20 protein-coding genes are annotated in these 20,593 nt (G+C 64.5%); 17 read left to right on the top strand and 3 right to left on the bottom strand.

Going from position 1 to position 20,593, the window contains the following annotated elements; translation table 11 throughout:
* Nucleotides 1–157: 157 nt before the first annotated feature.
* Nucleotides 158–1,072 carry an aldo/keto reductase gene (locus HGI46_RS19085; RefSeq protein ID WP_168905440.1) on the bottom strand — a complete coding sequence of 305 codons (915 nt, stop codon included), beginning with the start codon at nt 1,070–1,072 and terminating at the stop codon, nt 158–160.
* Nucleotides 1,073–1,396: 324 nt separating this feature from the next.
* Here HGI46_RS19085 and HGI46_RS19080 point away from each other — a divergent pair, with 324 nt between their 5' ends.
* Entirely contained in the window at nt 1,397–1,897 is a 501-nt protein-coding gene (locus tag HGI46_RS19080; RefSeq protein WP_168905439.1) for a hypothetical protein, read from the top strand.
* 5 nt (nt 1,898–1,902) lie between these two features.
* Here the strand turns inward: HGI46_RS19080 and queF are convergent, their stop codons facing one another.
* Nucleotides 1,903–2,355 carry a preQ(1) synthase gene (gene queF / locus HGI46_RS19075; RefSeq protein WP_118074179.1) on the bottom strand — a complete coding sequence of 151 codons (453 nt, stop codon included), beginning with the start codon at nt 2,353–2,355 and terminating at the stop codon, nt 1,903–1,905.
* A gap of 257 nt (nt 2,356–2,612) precedes the next feature.
* Between queF and HGI46_RS19070 the strand changes: the two genes are divergently transcribed.
* The 16 genes from HGI46_RS19070 to HGI46_RS18995 all read left to right on the top strand — a co-directional run bounded on the left by HGI46_RS19070 (nt 2,613) and on the right by HGI46_RS18995 (nt 17,670).
* Nucleotides 2,613–2,825 carry a hypothetical protein gene (locus tag HGI46_RS19070; protein ID WP_168905438.1) on the top strand — a complete coding sequence of 71 codons (213 nt, stop codon included), beginning with the start codon at nt 2,613–2,615 and terminating at the stop codon, nt 2,823–2,825.
* Nucleotides 2,826–3,195: 370 nt separating this feature from the next.
* On the top strand, nt 3,196–3,648 hold the full coding sequence (locus HGI46_RS19065; protein WP_168905437.1) for a hypothetical protein: 453 nt from the start codon (nt 3,196–3,198) through the stop codon (nt 3,646–3,648).
* A 122-nt stretch (nt 3,649–3,770) separates the two neighbouring features.
* On the top strand, nt 3,771–4,613 hold the full coding sequence (locus tag HGI46_RS19060) for a sulfurtransferase (protein WP_168905436.1): 843 nt from the start codon (nt 3,771–3,773) through the stop codon (nt 4,611–4,613).
* A 39-nt stretch (nt 4,614–4,652) separates the two neighbouring features.
* Nucleotides 4,653–5,888 carry a cystathionine beta-lyase gene (gene metC / locus HGI46_RS19055; protein WP_168905435.1) on the top strand — a complete coding sequence of 412 codons (1,236 nt, stop codon included), beginning with the start codon at nt 4,653–4,655 and terminating at the stop codon, nt 5,886–5,888.
* Complete coding sequence (locus HGI46_RS19050) at nt 5,885–6,817, top strand: mechanosensitive ion channel domain-containing protein (RefSeq protein ID WP_168905434.1); 933 nt, start codon at nt 5,885–5,887, stop codon at nt 6,815–6,817. Before metC ends, HGI46_RS19050 begins: the two co-directional genes overlap by 4 nt.
* A 205-nt stretch (nt 6,818–7,022) precedes the next feature.
* Nucleotides 7,023–7,793, top strand: a complete 771-nt coding sequence (cobA, locus tag HGI46_RS19045; RefSeq protein ID WP_084280642.1) for a uroporphyrinogen-III C-methyltransferase — start codon at nt 7,023–7,025, stop codon at nt 7,791–7,793.
* Nucleotides 7,790–8,086 (top strand): DUF2849 domain-containing protein, encoded by a 297-nt coding sequence (locus HGI46_RS19040; protein WP_168905433.1) that lies wholly within the window; start codon nt 7,790–7,792, stop codon nt 8,084–8,086. Before cobA ends, HGI46_RS19040 begins: the two co-directional genes overlap by 4 nt.
* Nucleotide 8,087: 1 nt before the next feature.
* Nucleotides 8,088–9,740, top strand: coding sequence for a nitrite/sulfite reductase (locus HGI46_RS19035; RefSeq protein WP_168905432.1), 1,653 nt, complete (start codon nt 8,088–8,090; stop codon nt 9,738–9,740).
* Nucleotides 9,733–10,164 (top strand): DUF934 domain-containing protein, encoded by a 432-nt coding sequence (locus tag HGI46_RS19030; RefSeq protein WP_062343640.1) that lies wholly within the window; start codon nt 9,733–9,735, stop codon nt 10,162–10,164. The genes HGI46_RS19035 and HGI46_RS19030 overlap by 8 nt, the downstream gene beginning before the upstream one ends.
* A gap of 23 nt (nt 10,165–10,187) precedes the next feature.
* The gene (locus HGI46_RS19025; protein WP_118074187.1) at nt 10,188–10,988 is read left to right on the top strand and encodes a phosphoadenylyl-sulfate reductase; all 801 of its coding nucleotides are present in this window, start codon (nt 10,188–10,190) and stop codon (nt 10,986–10,988) included.
* Between the two features lie 72 nt (nt 10,989–11,060).
* The gene (locus tag HGI46_RS19020) at nt 11,061–12,464 is read left to right on the top strand and encodes a DASS family sodium-coupled anion symporter (RefSeq protein ID WP_168905446.1); all 1,404 of its coding nucleotides are present in this window, start codon (nt 11,061–11,063) and stop codon (nt 12,462–12,464) included.
* Nucleotides 12,465–12,641: 177 nt separating this feature from the next.
* Nucleotides 12,642–13,307 carry a DUF4331 domain-containing protein gene (locus HGI46_RS19015; protein ID WP_168905431.1) on the top strand — a complete coding sequence of 222 codons (666 nt, stop codon included), beginning with the start codon at nt 12,642–12,644 and terminating at the stop codon, nt 13,305–13,307.
* Nucleotides 13,308–13,342: 35 nt separating this feature from the next.
* Entirely contained in the window at nt 13,343–14,050 is a 708-nt protein-coding gene (locus HGI46_RS19010) for a DUF4331 family protein (RefSeq protein WP_168905430.1), read from the top strand.
* Between the two features lie 16 nt (nt 14,051–14,066).
* Nucleotides 14,067–15,413, top strand: coding sequence for a hypothetical protein (locus HGI46_RS19005; RefSeq protein ID WP_168905429.1), 1,347 nt, complete (start codon nt 14,067–14,069; stop codon nt 15,411–15,413).
* A gap of 43 nt (nt 15,414–15,456) precedes the next feature.
* Nucleotides 15,457–16,521: a HupE/UreJ family protein gene (locus tag HGI46_RS19000; RefSeq protein ID WP_168905428.1), complete on the top strand. Its 1,065-nt coding sequence runs from the start codon at nt 15,457–15,459 to the stop codon at nt 16,519–16,521.
* A 51-nt stretch (nt 16,522–16,572) separates the two neighbouring features.
* On the top strand, nt 16,573–17,670 hold the full coding sequence (locus tag HGI46_RS18995; RefSeq protein WP_168905427.1) for a potassium channel protein: 1,098 nt from the start codon (nt 16,573–16,575) through the stop codon (nt 17,668–17,670).
* A 118-nt stretch (nt 17,671–17,788) separates the two neighbouring features.
* Here the strand turns inward: HGI46_RS18995 and HGI46_RS18990 are convergent, their stop codons facing one another.
* Nucleotides 17,789–20,572 carry a phosphoenolpyruvate carboxylase gene (locus HGI46_RS18990; RefSeq protein ID WP_168905426.1) on the bottom strand — a complete coding sequence of 928 codons (2,784 nt, stop codon included), beginning with the start codon at nt 20,570–20,572 and terminating at the stop codon, nt 17,789–17,791.
* Nucleotides 20,573–20,593: the final 21 nt, after the last annotated feature.

Below are 20,593 nucleotides of genomic sequence, written 5' to 3'. Positions count from 1 at the left end.
TTGGCAGCGTTGCTCGGCCTTGAAAGAGACCCACTCTTCCTGCGCCCTCGCGCCTCGCCAAGGCCTTTTACAGGGCAACCGTGGCGTTGTGGAATTTGTCCACGCCGCCTAGCATCTGACCCTGTGAAACGTCGGTTCGTATCGGGTGCAGGAGGAGCTACGGAAGCCGCTCCCCCCGCGCCGCAACGAGCACGGCGTACCACTCCGTTCGCGTCCACCGCACCTTGAGCGCGGCTGCGCCCTCGGCAATGCGCTGCGGCTTTTGCGATCCGATGATCGGCACGATGCCCGCAGGATGCGCCAGGAGCCATGAATATGCCGCGACTGCGCGGGATACGCCCTGCGCGTCGGCCACGACATCGAGCGCGGAAGCCACTGCCATTTCGCGATCCAGCTTCGGCCCTGTCAGACGGCCACCACCAAGCGGCGACCAGGCCATCGGCGTCAGGCCCAGCTGCATTGCCTGATCGAGTTCGCCGTTCTCGAAGCAGTTGATCTGCAGCGGGCTGATCTCGGGCTGGGTCGTCGCCAGCTTTTCACCCAGAAAGTGGTTGAGTGCGGCGATCTGGTGGGTGGTGAAGTTTGATACGCCGAGTGCGCGTACCTTGCCCGCAGCCACCGCATCATCGAGGACCCGCGCAGTTTCGTGCGGATGGGCCAGGATGTCCGGCCGATGGATCTGCCACAAGTCGATAACGTCGGTCTGCAGGCGTCGCAGGGAATCCTCGATCGCCGAGCGCAGATAGTCCCGGCTCTGGTCATAGGGCAGTGGCGGCAGGATGCCGCCTTTGGTGGCCAGCACCACGCGATCGCGCAGCGCAGGTTCTGCGGCGAAGACTTCGCCCAGCAAAACCTCGGCATCGCCAAGGCCTTCCTGCCCGTCAAACCCATAGATGTCGGCGGTATCAAGGAAGGTGATCCCGGCGTCGAGCGCTGCGTGAACCAGCTTCGCCGCGTCAGCCACGCTGCGGCCGTCCTCGGCAAGGCGCCACATGCCCCAGGCAAGCGGCGAAACGGCAATGCCGGAAGACCCGAGCGGGCGGAAAGCTGGTGGCAGGGGCAATTCGTTCATGAAGAAGTCCTGATTGGTGGCGCGGTTGCGCTATCCGGCCGGGAGAATACCCACGGCTTGCCGATGGGGCCAGCAGGGAACGTCACCGCGAAAAGGCGCAAATTGCTGCGGGAGAAAACAACGGGATGACTGCAGGTTCCCGGGTTGGGAAGGTCTCGTCGCACCGTTTGAGCGCAAACCCGGCGGTCCATTTTCGCCCAACCCGCTCAGCGACGGCCAAAAGGTTAATATTTCCTAATTTTTCATTGGTATTCAAAGGTTTGTAATTGCAAGGCAAATGACATTACAGCATATGTCTCGTGGGGGTGGCCCGGGGGTATGTCAATGAACAGCCAGGAACGAGAAAGGATCGCAAGGATCACGCTCCTGCTCAACGAATTGCTTTCTGCACCGGAACAGCAGACGTCGCTGGAAACGCCTCCTTCCACCGCAGACCTCGTTGCCATCGCCAAGAGCGAAATCCGTGCTCGCCGTCACCGGCAGGAGCTGTTCCCGAACATCCAGGTCGCAGATCCTGCATGGGACCTGATGCTGGAACTGTTCATCAATCAGGCCGAGGGACGGCGCATCTCCGTGACCGGTCTGGGCCTCAGCGCGAATGTGCCGGGTGCAACGGTGCTGCGCTGGCTGGCCATGTTCCACGAATCCGGGCTGATCCTGCGCGAACCGGACTCTGCCGACCGGCGGCGCATCTGGGTATCGCTGACCGAAAGCGGCTGGGAAAAGATTGCGTTGGGCATCACCCCGTCAAAGGCGGGGCGGCAATCGCAGCGTTCTGAACGAGCCGAGGAAAAAAGCCCCGGCTCGCCCTGGCTTGCGGCCTGACGCCTTCAACCCCGACCACGATAGGGCGCAACCCCCTGGTCAGGCAGCCACAGACCCGCCGGCGGGGCATCCGACTGCCAGAACACGTCGATCGGAATGCCGCCGCGAGGATACCAGTACCCACCGATCCTCAGCCATTGCGGCTTCATCTCGGCAAACAGGCGCTGGCCGATGCCGACGGTCACGTCCTCGTGAAAGCCGGCGTGATTGCGGAAAGATCCGAGGAACAGCTTGAGTGCCTTGGATTCGACGATCGTCTCGCCCGGCGCATAGTCAATTACCAGATGGGCGAAGTCGGGCTGCCCCGTCACCGGGCACAGCGAGGTAAACTCGGGCGCGGCGAAGCGGATCATGTAAAGCGTGCCCGGGCGCGGATTGGGCACATAATCGAGCACGGCTTCGTCCGGCGATGCCGGCAGGGCGGAGTTCTGCCCGAGGAAAAGAGGAGTCTTGGTCATTGTCTGGCCTCTGGACGCGCAGGCGGTGCGACTTGATCCGCCACCATGCGATCGCTTGAAGTAAGAAAAGAAGTGCCTCGCCCATGCACCCGTCGCAGACCGGGAGCAAGTGGCCCGATCGTGCCTCTTGGTTCACGGGGCATTAAACTGGCGGGCAGTCATGCCACGGCGATGAGGTTTTTTTCGGGGTCATTCGTCACTTCGGCAGCGACGCTTGCGCTTTGCGCAGGCGCTGCATCCGCGCAGGATGCCACCACATGGCAATTGCCCCCGTCGGAAAAGCCGAGTTCCGCCGCGCAAGGGCCAGTCGTTCCCGATGCGCCGCCGCCTCGGGCGACGACAGAGCAGCCCGCTGCACCGCCCTCGCAACCGGTCGTGACCGTGCCGGTACCGGCGCCGGCTCCTTCACCTGCAGCGCCCGTGGCATTACCTTCGCCGAGGTCCGTGCCTCGACCAGCGGCTGGCGCTGAAGCATCCGAAGCCAAGTCCGCCGAAAGACCTACGCAAACAGCCGAAAGCGCGCCCCCGCCTCCGCAACCCACGGTCGCAGCAACTGAACTGCCGGAGCCGGTCCTGCCCTCCTCGAGGCCGGTGGTGGCGGCTCCCGCAGCGTCTGAACGGAGGATTTCGGCATACTGGCTGTGGGCAGCGCTTGTTGCCCTGCTTGCGATAGGCGGATCTTGGGCGCTCCTGCGGCGACGTCGCGCAGCACCTCCGCCGGCCGTTTTCGAACCGCCTGTATTACCAGCCAGGTCTCCAGCCGAGGCCCTTGCCACGCCGCCCTCGCCCCGTCCGACCCCGCCAGCCCCCGCCCTGGCGCTTGACCTTGCCGCCGCGCGCATGAGCGCGAGCCTCGTCAATGCCACGCTTTCCTATCGGCTGGTGCTGACGGCAACAGCGCAGGCGCGCGACGTGGTGATTGCAGGCGGGATGACCGCGGCTCACGCCTCGCGGCCCCAGCAGGACCAGCTCGACCCGCGCAATGCGCCGCAACTGCATCGGCTGGAGAGCGTGGGCGCTGGCGAGATCATCGAAGTGTCGGGCGACATCCGTCTGCCGCTGGCCGAGATCACCCCGATCCGCCATGGCAGTGCCGCATTGTTCGTGCCGATCGTCAGGCTTGAAGTGACGGCTGTGGTCGACGGGCAGCCGTTCACCATGCGCGCTGCCTTCGTTGTCGGGCTGGAGGACGGTGCCGCGGGGCAAAGGCTCCAACCCTTCCGCCTGGACCTCGGCCCGCGCATCTATCCGAAGATCAGCCAGCGCGCTCTTACCGTTCCGGCCTTTGCATAATTTCTCGGAAAGGTCGCGCGTCTGTCCGTTTTTGTGGTCGACGCACCCGATTGCGGCGTCTAGTCTCGATCCAACGAACCCGCGCCAGACGGGTCGCGCAGCAGGCAGGAGCACGGTTAACCATGGACTCACTGGTTTCGACCCAGTGGCTCGCGGACGAAATGGGCGCGAGCGATCTACGTATTGTCGACGCTACGGCATTCTTGCCAGAGCATGGTCGCGTGCCGCGCCTTGAATATGAGGCATGCCACATTCCCGGCGCCGTTTTCATGAATCTGGCCGAGTTGGTCGATACAGCCTCGCCCGTGCCCAACACCTTGCCCTCTGCCGAAAAGTTCGCCAGCCGCATGCAGACCCTTGGCCTTGGCGACGGCAGCCGCATCGTGATCTATGATGACAGCCCGGTGAAGACGTCGACACGGGCGTGGTTCATGCTGACCAAGTTCGGTGCACAGAATGTGGCGCTGCTCGATGGCGGGATCGCCAAGTGGAAAGCCGAAGGCCGCAAGTGCGCACAAGGTGTTGAAACCTTGAGACAACGCCACTTCACAGTGTGGTCAGATGACAGCCATGTGCGTTCAAAGGCCGATGTGCTCGCCAATCTCGACAGCAACGCCGAACAGGTCATGGATGCGCGGGGCGCCGGACGCTTCACGGGCGATGTCCCGGAGACCAACCCGGCGCTGGCAAGCGGCCATATCCCCGGCGCGCGCAACCTGCCCTATTCCAGTCTTTTCAATCCCGATGGCACGTGGAAATCGCCCGACGCGATCCGGGACCTGTTCGAAGCCGCCGGCATCGACCTGTCGCGTCCGCTGATCTCGTCCTGCGGCTCAGGAATGACCGCCAACGTGCTGATTTTCGCAGCCCATCTGATCGGCAAGGAAGACGTCTCGCTCTATGACGGATCGTGGAGCGAATGGGGGATGGACCCGGCGACGCCGAAGGCGACCGGCGCGGCCTGAGGTTCCTGTCGGCGATCATTGCTGCTATCGCCCGAGGCCATGAGCAGTTCTGACGATTTCGAGAATTTTGGGCCGGCGACGCGGGGCGTGCTGGCCGGGCGGCGCGAGGAGTGGACGGGGACGCCGGGCCATCCCGGTGCGGTCGTCAACCCCGCAGTATGGCGCGCCTCGACGCATCTTTATGCCGATATGTCAGCGCTTCGCGCCCATCCGGCGAACGAGGATGGGCGCTTTTACTACGGGCGCAGGGGATCTCCAACTCAGTGGGCACTCTGCGAGGCACTCACCCAACTCGAGGGTAACTGTGCGGGAACTGTGCTCTATCCCTCGGGCGTCGCAGCCATCGCCGGAGCGTTGCTGACGGTGCTGCGTCCCGGTGACGTGCTGCTGATGACCGACAACGCCTACGAACCCTCGCGGGCGATGGGGCGCGGCCTGCTGAAGGACTTCGGGATCGAGACGCGCTGGTTTGATCCGACCGACCTTGCGTCCTTCGCAGCGGCCTGTTGCGAACGGACACGCTGCGTCCTGTTGGAAAGCCCCGGCAGCCTGACCATGGAAGTGCAGGACGTTCCCGCCCTTGCTGCGGCGGCCAGGGCGCGCGGGATCGTCAGCGTGCTCGACAATACCTGGGCCTCGCCACTCGGCTTTCAGGGGCTGCGGCATGGCGTGGACATAGTGGTGATGAGCCTGACCAAGCACGTTTCCGGCCATTCCGACTGCATGATGGGCAGCGCCAGTGCGGGGCCGGAGTGGTATCGCAAGCTGCGGCTTCGCTCGCAGGGTCTGGGAACGGTGGTCTCGCCCGATGATGCCGCGCTGATGCTGCGCGGTTTGCGGACGATGAAGCACCGGCTTGAAGCCGAGACTGCATCTGCGCTGGCAATTGCGCAGTGGCTTGAGGGGCGGCCGGAAGTGGCGCGGGTGCTGTGCCCGATGCTGCCTGGGTCGCCAGGGCATGAGCTTTGGAAGCGCGATTTCACCGGCGGCTGCGGCCTGTTCAGCTTCGTTTTGAAAGGTGGAACGAGCGAGGCGCGGGATGCGCTGATTGACGCTCTTTCGCTGTTCGGCATCGGCTATTCGTGGGGCGGGTTCGAGAGCCTGGCGACGCCGGTCGATCCGGCGAGCATTCGCACTGCCAGCCAGTGGCCGCTCAAGGGGATGGACGCCGAGGACCGCTTCGGCGTGCGTCTTTCCATCGGGCTGGAGGACAGCGCCGACCTGATTGCCGATCTGGAGCGCGGGCTTGCCGCCTGGGCGGGAGCGACCGCATGAACAGCTTCAGGCAACAAGTGGCCGAAGTGATCCGTGCGCTGAACGAGATCGGGTTCGATCTGGGGACCTATCACATCTCGGTGTGGGGCGCCTTGCGCATCGTGATCGTGATGTTGCTGGTGATCGTGGCGGCGCAGCTGATCGGCAAGCTGGCGCGGCGTTTGTTCCGGCGGCTGACCAGCCTTGACCGCACGCAGCAGCTTCTGGGCGAGAAGATCGCGACGATCGTGGTCTGGGGCATCTCGATCCTTGTCGGGATCGACGTGCTGGGGATCAGCCTGACGGCCCTGACGGTGTTTTCCGGCGCCTTTGGCCTCGCCATCGGTTTTGGCCTGCAGAAGACCTTCGGCAACCTGATCGCCGGGATCATCCTGCTGATGGACCGTTCGATCAAGCCGGGCGACGTGATCGCGGTGAACGACGGCAAGGGCAATTCCTTCGGCGAGGTCAAGAAGATCGGCATCCGGGCGGTTTCGGTCACAACACGCGACAACCGCGAGTACCTGATCCCGAACGAGAACCTGATGACTCAGCAGGTGGAGAACTGGTCGTACTCCTCGCGCGAGGTGGCGATCAACATCCCCGTCGGCGTGGCTTATGGCAGCGATCTGGAACAGGTCGAGAAGCTGATGCTCGAGGCCGTGGCTGGCGTACCGCGCGTGCTGTCCTTCCCCTCGCCCGGCGTGCTGCTGAGCGCATTCGGGCCGAGCAGCATCGACATGACGATCGTTGTATGGATTGACGATCCCGAGGGCGGCGTGGGCAATGTGCGGTCGGACATTCTCAAGGCGGTGTGGCGACTGTTCAGGGACAACGGGGTGGAGATTCCGTTCCCGCAGCAGGATCTGAGCCTGAAGGACAGCGAGGGATTGCGGGTGCTGGTGGAGGCTTTGCGTTCAGACACACCTTCTACGTCACCCCTGACTTGATCCGGGGTCCCGCTATTTCTTTCGAGGCGGTGCAGAAGCAAGCGGGACCCCGGGTCAAGCCCGGGGTGACGGTGAATTTGGGGCCACAGAGTTGGGGGCGAGCGCCGATCATGCGGGTGGTTTCACTGCGGCGCTAAAGAACATCTAGGCGGGGGGAAAAGCATTCTCGCTGGTGACTTGGCTCGCCCGCGCCCATCTGGCGGCCATGAGCAATCCCTCTTCAAGAGTCGGAACCGTATTCCTTGTCGGCGCAGGCCCCGGTGATCCGGATCTGTTGACGCTGCGTGCGGCGCGGCTGGTGATGAATGCGCGGGTGCTGGTGCATGACGGGCTGGTCGATCCCGCGATCCTTGCCATGGCGCCAAAGGGTTGCCGGATGATCTCTGTCGCCAAGCAGCGGTCGCGCCACACGATGCGGCAGGAAGAGATCAACGCCCTGCTGGTGCGCGAGGCGCTGGCCGGGAACGACGTGGTGCGCCTGAAAGGCGGCGATCCGTTCGTGTTCGGGCGTGGCGGCGAAGAAGCGGAAGACTGCTTTGCCGCAGGCGTGCCGGTGCAGGTCGTCCCCGGCATCAGTGCAGCGATGGGCGCGGCGGCTTCGGCAATGATCCCCCTCACCCACCGCGACGCGGCAAGCATCGTCTCGTTCGTGGCGGGCCAGTGCAAGGGGCTGACCGACCAGAACTGGGCAGGTCTTGCCGGGGTTGGCAGGACGCTGGTGATCTATATGGGCGTGGCGACTTCGGAAGCGATTGCCGAAAAGCTGATGGCAGACGGGCTTGCGCCCGACATGCCGGTGGCGGTCATCGAGAATGCCGCGCGGCCGCAGATGCGGGTACTGCGCGGGACGCTGGCGGCTTTGGGGCCGCTGGTATCGGACAACAAGGTCAAGAGCCCTGCCCTGATCGTGATCGGCGAAGTGGCAGGCCGGGGAGACATGATGGAATTGAAGCAAGTTTTGGAGGCGGTTCAGTGAAGATCATTACCGGAAGTGATCTGCGCACCGGCGACGTGATCTGGTGGACCGGTGAAGGCTGGTCGCGCCATGTCAACGATGCGGTGGAAGCAGGCGAACATGCCGAGGCGATCATCGCCCGCGAGAACGCCAAGCAGATCGTCACCGACACGCAGGTGATCGAAGCCACCGTGACCGACGAAGGCGTGCGCCCGGCGCACATCAAGGACCGCATTCGCGCCCTCGGGCCGACCGTCCGCCTCGACCTTTCCCTCAAGCCTGCCGACCCTGACGCCGGCACCTGGGTGATCTGAGATGTATCAGTACGACCAATACGACCAGGCGATGGTCGATGCCCGCGTCGCGGAGTTCCGCGATCAGGTGGAGCGCCGCCTCGCCGGTGACATCACCGAGGACCAGTTCAAGCCGCTGCGGCTGAAGAATGGCCTCTACCTGCAGCTTCACGCCTACATGCTGCGCGTGGCCATTCCCTATGGCACGCTGAGCAGCCGCCAGATGCGCATGCTGGGCGATATCGCGGACAAGTATGACCGCGGCTATGGCCACTTCACCACGCGCCAGAACATCCAGTACAACTGGATCAAGCTTCAGGACGCGCCGGACATTCTGGCCGATCTCGCATCGGTCGAGATGCATGCGATCCAGACCAGCGGCAACTGCATCCGCAACACCACCGCCGACCAGTTCGCCGGTGCCGCTGCGGACGAGCTGGTCGATCCGCGCCCTTATGCCGAGCTGCTCCGCCAGTGGTCGACCTTCCATCCTGAGTTCGACTACCTGCCGCGCAAGTTCAAGATCGCCATCATCGGTTCGGAAACCGACCGCGCGGCGATGAAGCTGCACGATATCGGCATCCAGCTGGTGCAGAACGATGCGGGCGAGATCGGCTGCCGCTTCTACGTTGGTGGTGGCATGGGCCGCACGCCGATGATCGCTCCGGTGATCGGCGATTTCGTGCCGCCGCTGCAGATGATCTCGTACCTCGAAGCGTGCCTGCGCGTGTACAACCGCTATGGCCGCCGCGACAACAAGTACAAGGCGCGCATCAAGATTCTCGTCCACGAGATCGGTGCCGACGAGTACCGTCGCCAGGTCGAAGAAGAGTTCAAGCATATCCTGACGCTGGGCCTCGAACCGCCGGCGGCGGAGCTTGAGCGCATCAAGGGCTTCTTCGAACAGCCGGGCTTTGACGCCAATGCGCCTGACGAGCTGGACCTCAGCGATCCCGACTTCGCGCTGTGGGTGGATCAGAACGTCCATGCCCACAAGCAGCCAGGCTATGCCATCGTCAACATCAGCCTGAAGCCGGTTGGCGGCATTCCGGGCGATGCCACGGCGGACCAGATCCGCCTGATGGCCGATCTGGCGCTCGAGCATTCGTTCGACGAACTGCGCGTGACCCACGCACAGAACATCGTGCTGCCGCATGTGAAGAAGGCCGATCTCTACGGCCTGTGGCAGAAGCTCGACGAAGCTGGCCTGGCGTCTGCCAATCTTGACCTGATCGGCGACATCATCGCCTGCCCGGGCCTGGATTACTGCGCACTGGCCAATGCGCGTTCGATTCCGGTGGCGCAGAAGATCTCGGAGCGCTTTGCCGACCTCGGCCGCCAGCGCGAACTGGGCGAGCTGAAGCTGAAGATTTCAGGCTGCATCAACGCCTGCGGGCATCACCACGCAGGCCACATCGGCATCCTCGGCGTCGATCGCAAGGGTGTGGAGAATTACCAGCTCCTGCTCGGCGGATGCGAGGGCGCGGACACCTCGCTGGGCACGATCACCGGTCCCGGTTTCAACGAGGACGGCATCGTCGATGCGGTGGAAAAGGCCACTGATGTCTATCTCGCCCAGCGCGCCGAAGGGGAGCGCTTTGTCGATACCTTCCGCCGCATCGGCATGGCTCCGTTCAAGGAGGCGATCTACGCCAAGGAGACTGCAAATGGTTGAGCAGAACCTGCGTTTTCGCGATGACGAACCCGTGGGCGATCCGGCGGTGACGGTCGACGCCTTTGCCGACCAGAGCAACGCAACGGCTGTGCGGATCGAGCCGGGCGACGATGCGCGCGCGCTGCTGCCGCATCTCGATCGGCTCGCGCTCGTGGAAGTGAACTTCCCGGCCTACACCGACGGGCGCGGCTATTCGGCGGCACGTATCCTGCGCGAGCATGGCTATGCCGGCGAACTGCGGGCCGTGGGCGACGTGCTGCTGGACCAGCTTTCGCACATGCGCCGCTGCGGGTTCGACAGCTTTGCACCGAACCAGCCGATCAGCGTGGAGGCCGCCGAAAAGGCCTTCGCGACGTGGCCTGAAGTCTACCAGAAGACCGTCGACGGTCGCCCGGCAATCTGGGCGAAGCGTCACCCCGCCTGAGCTGCGGGAGAAGGACAGAAAGTATGGACAGCACCGTAAATCGCAAGATCGATCTGATCGATGTCCGCCCGCGCTTTACCGAGACGGACGCGATCCGCCTCAACAACCTGTTCCGGGGCACCGACACGCACGAGATGCTGCGTTCGGTGATCCGCGACGGGCTGGCGGGCGATCTTGCGGTGGTTTCGAGCTTCGGCGCGGAAAGTGCTGTCCTGCTTCACCTTATTGCCGAGGTCGACCCTTCTGTGCCGGTGCTGTTCCTTGAAACCGGCAAGCACTTCCCCGAGACCGTCGCTTACCGTGACGAGCTGATCGGGTTCCTGGGGATGACCAATCTCCAGATCATCGAGCCTGACCCCGAAGTGATCGCCAAGAAGGACGAGAACGGGCTGCGCTGGTCGTGGGACCCCGATGGCTGCTGCGAGATCCGCAAGGTCGAGCCGCTGGCCAGGGCGCTGCTGCATTTCGATGCCTCGCTGACCGGGCGCAAGGGCTTCCAGTCGAAGACCCGCGCGGGGCTGCCGCGCTTCGAGATCGACCATTCCGACGCGCAAGGGCGGTTGAAGATCAACCCGCTGGCGTCGTGGGACAAGGCGGCGCTGGAAAGCTACTTCGCCCAGCACGGCCTGCCCGCACATCCGCTGGTGGCGCAGGGCTATCCGTCGATCGGTTGCGCGCCCTGCACCAGCAAGGTCGCGCCCGGTGAAGATCCGCGTTCGGGCCGGTGGAAGGGCTGGGACAAGACCGAGTGCGGGATCCACTCGCCCACAGACGCCCAGAAGCCGGGCGACGAACTGCCTCCGGGCTACGACCCGATCTTCTGATCGGCATTTGCCAGTCGTGACAGTGCTCTGCTAGGTCCCTTCGCCGGGACATGGGGGAGTGATCGGTTGGCACTGGATGCGCGCAGGATCGGGTTCGGGGCAGGGCCGCTGGGGTTTGCTGTAACGCAACTGGCGGCAGCGCCGGCCGGCATGCCCGATACGGCGTGGAGCGCGGCGGGCCTCGTCTGGTGGATGGCGGCCTGGTGGATGACCGAGGCCATGCCGCTTTCGGCAACGGCCTTCCTGCCCTTTCTCGTACTGCCGCTGACCGGCGTGGCCGATGCCAACAAGACGGCGGGCGCCTATTACTCACCGATCATGTTCCTGTTCGTGGGCGGCGCGTTTCTGGCGCTGGCGATCGAGCGGACCGGGCTGCACCGGCGGCTGGCGCTGTTCATCATGGGTCTGGCGGGTGCGAAACCGGGGCAATTGCTGCTGGGCGTGATGACGGCGACCGCCGTGCTCTCGAGCTTTATCTCCAACACATCGACTGCCCTCATCATGATGCCGATGGCGATCGCCATGCTTCGCGCGGGCGGCGTGCGCGAGGGCGAGACCGGAGGCATGGCCGGGGCGCTGCCCATGGGCATTGCCTTTGCCGCATCCATTGGTGGCCTTGCCACTCTAATCGGCACGCCGACCAATGCCATCGCGGCGGGACTGATCGAGAAGGCGCTGGGGACTAGGGTCACCTTCCTGCAGTGGGCGATGTACGGCGTGCCGATTGCGGTTGCCGCCGTGCCGATTGCGGCGTGGATCATCGCGCGGGTGCAGAAGCTGAAGGACGATGCGTTCGATCCTGCGGCCGCGCGGGATGCCATCGGCCATTCCGCGCAATGGAGCGTGGCCGAGCGGCGGTTGCTGCCGGTGGTGCTGCTGGCCTTCCTGGCATGGGTATTCCAGCCGCTGATCGAGGGCGTGTTTCCCAAGGGCGGCTTCACCGATGGCACGGTGGCGGCGATTGCCGGGCTGATCCTGTTCTTCCTGCCTGATGGCACCGGCCGCCCGATGCTGACCTGGCCGGAAGCCAATCGCGCGCCGTGGGACGTGGTGCTGATGTTCGGGGGTGGCCTTGCCATGGCGATGGGCATGACCGAGAGCGGGCTGACCAAGTGGATGGGCGAGATGCTGCTGCCGCTTGCCCATGTCCCGCTGCCGGTGGTGGCAGTGGTGCTGGTGGCCTTCGTGATCGTGGTAACCGAGTTCGCCAGCAATATTGCGGCGGCGAGCGGGATCATGCCAGTGGTGGCAGCACTGGTGGCGGCGCTGGGGGCCGATCCGATCCTGCTGGCTCTTCCGGCAGCCTTCGCCGCGACCTGGGGGTTCATGCTCCCGGCGGGCACCGGCCCCAACGCCCTCGCCTGGGCTACCGGACACTGTTCGATGCGCGCGATGGTCAAGGCCGGCTTCGCGCTCGACGTGGTCGGGGTGTTCCTTCTGGTCGGCGTGGTGTGGAGCGTCGCAGCCTTTTCATGATCATGTTAGGTATTCTTGCTTGATTTGGGCTTCACCAATCGGTGCAAAATAGTCTAACGTCGAAGAAAGAGGCCTCCCGCTGACTCCCTGTGAACAAGTTCACAGCAGACGGCGCAGAATGAGGCGAAAGAGTGGTCGCACGTTCTTTCGTCTGATTCCGAAGTGGGGAGATTCGCCGTGCGCCGCATTTTCAAGACACTGCTGGCGGGCAGCGCCGGGGCCGCAAGCCTCGCTGCGCTGATGCTGGTGCCGACTGGCGTCGCAGAAAGCGCCGACCACCTTGATCCGGGCGCCCGGACCGACGCTGGCGTTGACCCAACGCCCGATATTCCCGCCGACATAGCCGACGTCTTTGCCTGGCATGCCAATGGGACGACTCGCATCGTGATGACGTTTGCCGGGCCGGTGCCAACCACCGCGCCGACCTATTATGACCGCGATGTGCTCTACAAGATCAACATCTCGACCCAGGCACCTGGCAATACGCCCGAGTTCGTTATCAAGGCCCGCTTCGGCAGAGGCCAGGGCGCAAACGACTGGGGCGTTCGGTTCGAGGGCATTCCCGGTGTTGCCGGGGCGCTGGAGGGACCGGTCGAGACGACGCTGACCAGTGGCGGCGTCAAGGCTACCGCTGGCCTATTCGACGAACCGTTCTTCTTCGACCTCATCGGCTTCCGCGAAACGCGCTCCTTCGGAACAATCCGCATCCGCAACGACCGCAATTTCTTCGACGGACAGAACGACACGGCAATCGTCTTCGAGATTCCCGATGCGAACCTCGGTTCCAACGTAAGCAAGATCGAAGTCTGGGGCCAGACCGCGCGCTGGGGGGGGAACCTGTGATGTTTTCCAAGTCAAGCTCTTCCATGCGCAAGCTCGTGAAAATCGCAACCCCGCTCGCGCTGGCCACCATGCTGGTGTCCTGCGGTGAAGACGGCGCAGGCAGCCAGGTCGTCGTTCCGGCGCCGCTGCCGAGCACGACCGCAACCGGCACGCCAACGCCAACGGCAACGGCGGTCAATTACAACGTCGACCGCTGCTTCACGCAGACAATTCAGGGAGAGAACGGGGCGACACTGACCTCCATCCTGATCCCGGATACGTTGAAGCTCGACCTGACGCGGACATCGCACTTCCCGAATGGGCGCGATCTGGACGATCAGGTAATCGACATCCTGCTGGCAACGCTGTTGCTGGACATGACGGTAACCGGACAAGGCCCGAACACGCTTGCGGGCGTCCCGCTAAACCCGCCTGCCAATGACAAGCCGTTCAGCATCACCTTCCCGTTCCTGGCCCCGCCAAATGGCGCACCGCAACTGGCATCGGGCACCGGCAGCGGCTTCAACTTCCGCAATGATCCGGACTCAGGCTACGTATCCGTTGACCGCATGGGCAACCCGGCGGTTGCCACGGCGCTGATCGGATCGTCGATGAAGCTCACCTTCAACGACGACACCCCGACCGGCGATGCCACGAACCAGAAGTATCTGGCCGAGTACAAGAACGAGTTGCACAAGCTGTTCGACCTGATCGGCGACGATCTGGAGAAATTGCAGCTGAGAATCTGCGCAGACAAATCCTGAGCGAAGGCTTCTGGCGATGACCATTGGGCGCGGCCTGAAATGGCCGTGGATCCTGTTGGCGGCGGTGTTCATCATCACTGCCGCCAGCATCGTTTCCGACAAGATGAAGTCACGGCAGGGGCCACCTGATCCCCTGCCATCGGAAATCAAGCCATGGTTTGGTCCACGCAACCAGACCGAAGCTCTGGCGGCGGCGGACAATGGCGTGAACAACGCCCGCGAAAGGCTGAAACAAGGGCCGGACGAATGGCTGCGGCTCGAAATGCTGGGGCGCGCGCTCGCCGCACGCTTTCGGGTAAGCGGCGACTATGCCGACCTGGCCGAGGCCGACAGCTTTCTGGCAAAGGGCATGGCGAAGTCCGAACCTCCGGCTGGGCCAAGCCTTTCGCGCGGGGCGGTTGCGGTTCTTGCACACCGGCTTGATGAGGCTGACGAAGCCTTGAAGCGCTTCGATTCGCAGAAGGGTGAGCCGACGTCCGACGAACAGGCCGATGGCTGGGCGATCAAGGGCGACATCGCGTTCCAACGTGGCGACATGAAGCGGGCACGCCTCACGTATGCGCGGGCAGAGGAAGCAGAAAGCAATGCCAGCGTCGCTTTGCGCCAGTCCATGCTGGAGCTGCGCTATGGCGATGCCCTGCTCGCCCGCAGGCGGGTCAACGCCGTTCTTCGCGCAGAAAAGCTGACGCGCAGTGCGAAAGCACAAGCGGCGCTGATGCGGGCAACGATCGCCTACGGCACCGGCGAGTGGAACATGGCAGGCGAATGGGCCCGTTTTGCCGACGGCTTTTTCCCGGGCAATCCCTTGGCGATGGCATACGTTGCACAGCAGAAGGCTCTCGAAGGGGACGTGGCTGGAGCAGTTCGGCAATATGAAGCGATTGTGGCCAAGGCCCCCTTGCCCGAGATCATGGACGCGCTTGCCTTTACCCTTCGCTTGCAGGGCCGCGGCGCCGAAAGCCGGGCGTGGGCCGAGAAGGCCGGCGCGCTGTGGGCCGGACGCTATCGCCTGATGCCAGAGGCGGCAGCGGCGCACGTGGTGGAGCACGAACTGGCCTTGGGCGATCCGGCCAAAGCCCTGCCAATCGCGAAGGCCGATGCACGGGCGCGTCCGCACGGGGCCAGCCTGATCCTGCTGGCACGGGCGCAACTTCTGACCGGCGACGCCAGAGGCGCGCTTGCAACTCTCGAACGTGCCGAGAAAACCGGCTGGCGAACGGCAGGACTTTACCTTGCCTTGGCGGACGTCCACACCGCGCTTGGAGATACCGATGCCGCCGAAGATGCGCGGGAGGACGCGCTTGATCTCAATCCCAAGGCCATGGATCCCGCGGCGCGCTACATCTGGTTCGGTCACGATTAGGGCGCTGCTGGCTGCCCTGGTCTGGCTTTGCCTCGCCAGCCCCGTGGCTGCCCATCTGACGCCCAATTCGGAAATCCGGCTCGACTTTGCGCCGGGGCTGGTCAAGGCCGACGTGGTCGTGCCGCAGGCCGAGTTCGGTTATGCGACCGGCCTGTTGACCGACAACAGCCCGGACAGTCTTGCCATGGCGCGGGCGCGGGTGCTGGCGGACATGGCGGTGCTGGATGCGCAAGGGCGGCCGTGGCGCATTGCCGTGGATCGCATCGCCTTCGAGCAGATTGCAGGGCCACCCGACCTGCATCTCGAACTATCGCTATCGCCGCCGCCCGGAGCTTCGGACCGGTCACTGCTGTGGCGCTGGCACGTGGTCACGCGCGAGGCTCCGAGCCACTTTGCGCTGCTGGTGGTCGATGGAGATCTGGCGGGCGGTGTACTGGGCGAACGCGAACTGGTCGGCGCGCTGACGGCGGGGCGCAGCGAATTGCTGGTCAACCGTGGCCACGCTAGCCTCGGCAGCCTGTTTGCCAACGCCTTCGGGCTTGGCGCGCATCATATTGCCGAAGGCTATGATCATCTGCTGTTCCTGCTGGCGCTGCTTCTACCGGCCCCGCTGCTCGTGTCAGACGGGCGCTGGGGCGAGGCGCGGCCGGCAGCAGCCACGTTGCGCAAACTGGCGTGGATCGTCACGGCCTTCACGGTCGGTCATTCGACGACGCTCATCCTGGCCGCATTCTTCGGCGTTCGGCTTCCACCGCAGCCGGTTGAAGCGGGTATCGCGCTTTCGGTTCTCGTCTCGGCCATTCATGCGGCGCGGCCCGTCTTTCCTGGCAAGGAGCCACTCGTTGCGGGGCTGTTCGGCCTTGTCCACGGGCTTGCCTTCGCCACGCTGGTCAGCAACTTCGGCCTTGGCACAACCACGCGCGTCGTCGCCATCCTTGGCTTCAACCTTGGCATCGAGGCGGTGCAGCTTGGCGTTGTTGCGCTTGCTCTGCCGGTCCTTTTGATGCTGGCCCGCTGGCGACATGGACATCGCGCAAGGCTGGCTCTGGCAGTGCTGACCGGTATCGCCGCCCTTGTCTGGCTGACGGAGAGACTGGGCCTTTCCTGATATGGACATATCGGGCCGCGGCACCCTATCAGGAGGCCGAGGGGGCTGTGAATGATACGCGATGATGACAGCTCTGCCCTGACGCAGGGGGCAAATTCAGTGCTCGGATCGCCGTTGCGCCTGCTGACGGGGACGCTGATCTTTGTGCTCGCCGTCTATGTCGTGTCGACGTGCGGGTTCGTCTACGCGGGCTGGCCGTTCGGCGATGCCGCCTACATGGTGCTGCTGACGGTGTTCTCCGTGGGCTATGGCGAGATCCGCCCGGTCGACACCCTGTTCCTGCGCTGGTGGACGAGCGCGACGATCATGCTGGGCTGCACCGGAATGATCGTGCTGACCGGCGCGCTGGTGCAAGTGTTCACCCTCTTCCAATTTCGCCGCCTGCTGGGCCTGGACAAGATGATGACCGAAATCGAGAAGCTGACCGGCCACGTGATCATTTGCGGTTATGGCCGCATCGGCGTGCAACTGGCCAAGGCGATGACCGAGGCGAAGAAGCCATTCCTGATCCTCGAGCGCGACCATGCCAAGGCAGAGGATGCCAAGGCGCAGGGCTTCCTGTGCATGGTAGGCGAGGCAACGCACGAGGAGACGCTCAAGGCTGCCGGGATCGCGCGGGCGAAGGTGCTGGCATCGGTCCTGCCCGACGATGCGGCGAACGTGTTCATCACGCTATCGGCGCGCAATCTCAATCCGGGCATCGAGATCATCGCCCGCGGCGAGGCGCCGACGACCGAGAACAAGCTGTTCCATGCCGGCGCCGACAAGGTGGTGATGCCGACGCATATCGGCGCCGAGCGCATCGTCGAGATGATCCTTTACCCCGCCACCGGGCAGCTGGACGACATCGGCGCAGTGCGGCGCAACCTGCACGACTTCGGGCTCGACATCGAAATGGTCGAGATCGCGGCGGACAGCGCCCTCAATGGCGAGACTGTCGGCGAGGCCGAGCGCCGCGGCAACGGGGCGTTCTTCGTGGTGCAGATCGATCGGGCGAGTGGCCAGTCGATCCAGCACCCCGGAGAGGATGTGACGCTGGAACAGGGCGACAAGGTGATGCTGGTCGTGCGTGGTAGCAGGCTGTCAGCCGGGGCCGTGTTCAGCGCGGTGAAGGCACCGGTGCGGCATGGGCGGACGTTTGTGGGGTAACGAATTGCCCCTCCGTCAGCGCTGACGCGGCCGCCTCCCCATTTGTCCTGCAGAAAAATGGGGAGGATCATAGGTATCTGGCCCATTCGTCCTGCGGAAAAATGGGGAGGATTCTCAGTTACCCGTGGGCGCCGAAGTAGTTGGCGATGGCGACGGCGACGCGGATGTTGAGGGCGTGGGCGCGGTCGATCGGGTCGATGAAGCGGGCGCGGATGGCGCCGTAGTCCTCGCCGCGATGGTCGGGATAATCGGTCGGCTCGTCCACCGGGAAATCGGTGATTTCGGGCTCGATCACCGGATAAGCGCGGCGCAGCTGGGCGAGCGCGTCGTCCACGCGGAGCGACAGGACCATTTCCAGCACGTCCTCGCGGCTGACGTCGTTCGAGCGGGCGAACGGCGGGACCTGAACAGCGCGGATGAACATGTGCATCAGCAGGGCAAGGCGCACCGATTGCAGCAGGCCGATGTTGCGGCGGTCGGCGTCCTGCGCGGCATCGCGTCCGGCCTTTTGCCCGGGCACGAGCGAGAGCAGGCGGTGGACCTTCATCCAATCGACCCGCAAGCGCGAGGTCAGGCGGCGGAAGACCCCAGACCTGTCATCCTTGGTCAGGTATTCGGCAAGCGCGAGACATGCGCCTTCCAGCGCGGTTTCGGTGCCGCGATAGGGACGGCTGGCCCAGTAGGCAGAGTTGAACAGCTCACCATGAGCGGCCACGGTCTTGATCGAGGCGAGACCGTTGGCGGCGCGCAGCAGGCGCACCAGCTGGTTGCCACGTTCGGAGCGCCCGAGCAGTTCGGCGACCGACTCCATCTCCTCGCCGGCAGCGGTCCCTGCTCCGGCGATGACGTTCACCGGATAGCCGATCTGCTGGAGGATCGCGTTGTGCGGGATCGCGCGGATCTGACGCAGGCTCATCGTGCGGTCGGCGCCAATGTCGGACTGGCGGCGCGAGACACGGCTGCCCGTGCCTTTGAGGAGGCCCAGACCGAACGCCGTCAACGCCCGCGAATAGGTCGCGCTTTCAAGATGTTCGCGCTGAACGCGGCGGATCGAGCGGTAGAAATCGAGGCTGAGATCGGTGCGGTCGTAGAACGGGTCCTTGGCCGAAAGATCCTGATCGCGCGCCTCGTGCTCGGCAATGCGGGTAAGCGTAGCGAGGGCGAGTTCATCGTTGCGGAAGAACAGGTAGCCGTCGCCACCCTGAAAGCTCGCTTCCGGCTCGATCGTCACGCCAGCGCGGGCAAAACGGCGGCGCGCCCAGCCGGACAGCGGCCAGGTCAGGCGGTCGGCAAATCCCGAGGGATGTGCGCCGCGGCCCATGGATTCGCCATGGGTATTGAAGATCAGCGCGGCGACGTCGGTCAGGCCGTTGGCCTTCATCGCTTCGGCAAGGCGGCCCTGCAGGCGTTCGATGGCGAGCGCTGCGGGGATTTGCCCCATGAAGCGGCCAGCGTCGGAAAAGCCGGTCTGGATCGAAACGCGACCGCGCTTCCGGGCGTAGCTGCGGTAGGATTCCTCGGACAGCAAAGCTTCGAGGAAGCGGCCACCGTGTTCCAGCGCGGTCTCGGTCTCGAACAGGGGGGAGACGTCGACCTTGCCTTCGATGCCGAACAGCTTGGCGAAATAGAGCGCGGCCAGAACCGTCTGCGGTTGTTCGCATTCGGCGATCAACATGCGGATCGGCGCATCGGCGTCGATGTGCTGAAGCATCTTCGCCATGACCAGGAACTGGCGCATAGCGGTGCTGGTCTCGATCGCGAGCGCGCCGAAGTTGACGCGCAGCGGCTTCACGTCGGCCAGGAGTTCGCGCAGGCGCGACAGCGCGCTCTTGCTGCCGAGATCGAGCGTGCCTTCCGGGTCGATCCGGCGGCGCAGCGCATTGAGCAGCTGCGACGAGTTCACGCGGAAGTGGATCCAGCCGATGCCGAGGCCATCGGCGCGCATCGCCGCGGCGAGCGTGGCAAGCGGGATGGACTTGGCCTCGTCGGCCTTCTTCGCTTCGCTTTCCAGCGACTCGATCAGCGGAGCAAGGCTGAGCAGCTTGGCATCATCGTCCGCGCTCAGGCGGTTGGCGGCGGCGGCAAGCGCTTCGGGGCTGTCGAGCGGCGAGGAGAAGAGCTCGGCCATCTCGGATGAATGAGCGTGAGCGGCATCGAGCGTGGCGAGCAGCGGGTGGGAATCGTCGATCGCGCGCAGCGACGCCGCATAGCTGCCCAGCCGCAGCGCCTTCTCGCGCAGGCGGAAGGCGATAGACGTGGTCCACCCGATATCGGTGCGGCCATCCATGTCATAGCCGACCCAGGTGGCGAAGCGGAACGGCAGCGGCCTGAAATCGAGCCAACGGCCCGGCCAGCGCTGACGGGCATGGCCGAGCAGCGTGGCGTTGATCGCGTCACGAGCCTTCGCGGCGCGCTGGATGGCGTTGCAGACTTCGACATGCTCGAACTCGAGCGTGATCTTCGGGCCTTCGTGCGGGACGGTGCAGACGGTCGAGGCCTGCGGATCATCAGACAGGGCGGCTGTGGCAACAGCGTCGGACTGCGCGGGGCTGAGCAGGAATGTTGGGTGCGCGGTGAATACCGCGTGGAGCAGCGGCTTTTCCCAACGCTGGCGGAACTCGGAAAAGCCCGCCTCTTCCGGATTCAGCGCTTCGATCTGCGCGAGGTTTTCGGTAGCGGAGGTCGGCGCGACAAGGCGCTTGAGGCGCGCTGCACGGCTCTTCAGCGCCTCGCACTCCAGCTCGGCAACCAGCGCGTCCATATCGGACAAGGAAATCTCGCCACCTTCAAGCGAACGCGAGAGATCGTGGCTGAGCTGGAAGACCGGGTTGAACAGCGGCGTTTCGGCCGTCCGCTCATGGAGTTTCTGCAACCTGGCCTTGAGCTTGGCGACCGTCTTCATGGCCCTTGTATTCCCTTGAAT

Source organism: Novosphingobium sp. ERW19 (assembly GCF_012641315.1).
Taxonomy (GTDB): Bacteria; Pseudomonadota; Alphaproteobacteria; order Sphingomonadales; family Sphingomonadaceae; genus Novosphingobium.
The sequence above is the reverse complement of the archived record's forward strand: the minus strand, read 5'-3'. Positions and strand labels throughout refer to the sequence as shown.